Genomic DNA, 2,500 nt, shown 5'->3' on the forward strand with positions numbered 1-2,500 from the left:
TAAACCCTGGCGATGACCTACTCTCGCATGGCTTGAGCCACACTACCATCGGCGCAGCTGCGTTTCACTTCCGAGTTCGGGATGGGATCGGGTGGTTCCACAGCGCTAATTTCACCAGGGAGGCTTTTGGAGAGTCGCACTCGTCCCGGGGGACAAGGCGCCAGCCTCGCATAGTTCTTGTGACGTAGCGTGCACTTGGATGCTCTTACGACGTTGTCGTAAAGCCAAGGCAACTTGAGGTTATATGGTCAAGCCGCACGGATCATTAGTATCAGTTAGCTCAATACATTGCTGTACTTACACACCTGACCTATCAACCACGTAGTCTACATGGTTCCTTCAGGGGGCTTGTGCCCCGGGAGATCTCATCTTGAGGCGCGCTTCCCGCTTAGATGCTTTCAGCGGTTATCGCTTCCGAACATAGCTACCCGGCAATGCCACTGGCGTGACAACCGGAACACCAGAGGTTCGTCCACTCCGGTCCTCTCGTACTAGGAGCAGCCCCTCTCAAATCTCCAACGCCCATGGCAGATAGGGACCGAACTGTCTCACGACGTTCTGAACCCAGCTCGCGTACCACTTTAAATGGCGAACAGCCATACCCTTGGGACCGACTACAGCCCCAGGATGTGATGAGCCGACATCGAGGTGCCAAACACCGCCGTCGATATGAACTCTTGGGCGGTATCAGCCTGTTATCCCCGGAGTACCTTTTATCCGTTGAGCGATGGCCCTTCCATACAGAACCACCGGATCACTAAGTCCTAGTTTCCTACCTGCTTGATCCGTCGATCTTGCAGTCAAGCACGCTTATGCCTTTGCACACAGTGCGCGATGTCCGACCGCGCTGAGCGTACCTTCGAGCTCCTCCGTTACTCTTTAGGAGGAGACCGCCCCAGTCAAACTACCCACCATACACGGTCCCCGACCCAGATAATGGGCCCAGGTTAGAACGTCAAGCACGACAGGGTGGTATTTCAAGGATGGCTCCGCTGCAGCTAGCGCCACAGTTTCATAGCCTCCCACCTATCCTACACAGACGAACTCAACGTTCAGTGTAAAGCTATAGTAAAGGTTCACGGGGTCTTTCCGTCTTGCCACGGGAACGCTGCATCTTCACAGCGATTTCAATTTCACTGAGTCTCGGGTGGAGACAGCGCCGCTGTCGTTACGCCATTCGTGCAGGTCGGAACTTACCCGACAAGGAATTTCGCTACCTTAGGACCGTTATAGTTACGGCCGCCGTTTACTGGGGCTTCGATCAAGAGCTTCGCCTTGCGGCTGACCCCATCAATTAACCTTCCAGCACCGGGCAGGCGTCACACCCTATACGTCCACTTTCGTGTTTGCAGAGTGCTGTGTTTTTGATAAACAGTCGCAGCGGCCTGGTTACTGCGACCCTCTTCAGCTATAGCTCGCACGAGCCACCAAAAAGGGTGCACCTTCTCCCGAAGTTACGGTGCCATGTTGCCTAGTTCCTTCACCCGAGTTCTCTCAAGCGCCTGAGAATTCTCATCCTACCCACCTGTGTCGGTTTACGGTACGGTCTGCGTAAGCTGAAGCTTAGGAGCTTTTCCTGGAAGCGTGGTATCAGTGACTTCGCCATAAAGGCTCGTCTCGGTGCTCGGTCTTAAAGGATCCCGGATTTGCCAAAGATCCAAACCTACCGCCTTTCCCCAGGACAACCAACGCCTGGTACACCTAACCTTCTCCGTCCCTCCATCGCACTTACGCGAGGTGCAGGAATATTAACCTGCTTCCCATCGACTACGACTTTCGTCCTCGCCTTAGGGGCCGACTCACCCTGCGCCGATTAACGTTGCGCAAGGAAACCTTGGGCTTTCGGCGTGCGGGTTTTTCACCCGCATTATCGTTACTCATGTCAGCATTCGCACTTCCGATACCTCCAGCAGACTTCTCAATCCACCTTCAACGGCTTACGGAACGCTCCTCTACCGCGCATAACAAAGTTATGCACCCCAAGCTTCGGTTCTGTGCTTAGCCCCGTTAAATCTTCCCCGCAGACCGACTCGACCAGTGAGCTATTACGCTTTCTTTAAAGGGTGGCTGCTTCTAAGCCAACCTCCTGGCTGTCTGTGCCTTTCCACATGGTTTTCCACTTAGCACAAAATTTGGGACCTTAGCTGTGGGTCTGGGTTGTTTCCCTTTTCACGACGGACGTTAGCACCCGCCGTGTGTCTCCCATACAGTCCGTCTCGGTATTCGGAGTTTGCAATGGTTTGGTAAGTCGCGATGACCCCCTAGCCATAACAGTGCTCTACCCCCGAGAGGATACATATGAGGCGCTACCTAAATAGCTTTCGAGGAGAACCAGCTATCTCCGGGTTCGATTAGCTTTTCACTCCTAATCACACCTCATCCCCTACCTTTGCAACGGGAGTGGGTTCGGGCCTCCAGTGCGTGTTACCGCACCTTCACCCTGGGCATGACTAGATCACCCGGTTTCGGGTCTACTGCCCGCGACTATGCGCCCTTATCA

General features: G+C 54.2%; 2 rRNA genes (1 of these 2 cut by a window edge). Both read right to left on the reverse strand.

Annotated elements, in window-relative coordinates:
* Positions 1-4 precede the first annotated feature (4 nt).
* Positions 5-119 (reverse strand): 5S ribosomal RNA (rrf, locus tag VG561_RS21065).
* 125 nt (positions 120-244) lie between these two features.
* Positions 245-2,500, reverse strand: a 23S ribosomal RNA gene (locus tag VG561_RS21070); it runs 624 nt beyond the window's last position.

The organism is Stenotrophomonas sp. CASM110 (genome assembly GCF_049384345.1).
GTDB classification, from domain to species: Bacteria; Pseudomonadota; Gammaproteobacteria; order Xanthomonadales; family Xanthomonadaceae; genus Stenotrophomonas; species Stenotrophomonas muris.